The 778-nt window shown below is 60.0% G+C and carries 1 protein-coding gene; it reads right to left on the bottom strand.

Translation table 11 applies throughout. The annotated features are described in order from the left end of the window. A partial coding sequence (locus tag ACXJKH_RS21570) for a site-specific integrase (protein WP_457322445.1) occupies positions 1 to 631 on the bottom strand: 631 nt, incomplete at its 3' end. Positions 632 to 778 lie beyond the last annotated feature (147 nt).

The following is a 778-nucleotide window of genomic DNA, read 5'->3' as shown; positions in this document are numbered from 1 at the left end:
GACCATCCCTGTCCACATACACCCTGCGCAGCGTCGTCCCGGGCGGCTTGTAGTGCCCTGAGATGCGACCAATCACAGGCTCTGGCTGCTCAGGCTTCATCCCGGTTGCGGCCAGCGCCCGATCCAGGTGGGTGATGAGGTAGTGCCTAAATGCATGAAATCCCATGCCAGGATCAACAATGCCTTGGTCTTTCACATAGGCCGAGAACTGCCGACTGAGCTGCCTGCCCAGCCCAAGCCCTGTGGAGTTCGGCAGATTGGGGAAGAGCCGCTCGTGTCCAGCCGTTCGCACGTCTTCCACATAGGCCATAAAGCCCGCATCCAACAGCGACTTAGCCAACGGCACAAAGCGACGGCTGTTTTGGTTCTTAACTTTGTTGCCCTCGCCTTCCGTCGTGACGACAAAGCCCCAGATGCCTTCCACCGCCTGGATGTCGGCAACTCGAAGCTGCGCCACCTCAGTCACGCGGGCGCCACTATAGAGACCGATCATTGGACCGAACCAGCGGTGTGGCCATTTGGACGCCCAGGGCACAAATCCAGCGCCGAACACAGTTTGGAGCTCCGCATGCGAAAAAGGTCGACCCGTTGCCGCTTCGGTCTTCGCCGAAGGGCGAACGATAGCGGCCATGAGATCGCGATCCAGCACTCCGRCAGCATGCAGATGGCGAACGAACACTGCCATTCGGTCCCAGTGCTTACTTAGCGTCCAAGCCTTAGGCGGCGGCTCCCCGTTCGCTTTGGAAAGCGCGACCGTCTGCTTGACGCTCAATGTGCG

The sequence above is a fragment of the Stenotrophomonas sp. P5_B8 genome, assembly GCF_054049855.1.
This window is presented reverse-complemented; position numbering and strand designations above follow the sequence as displayed.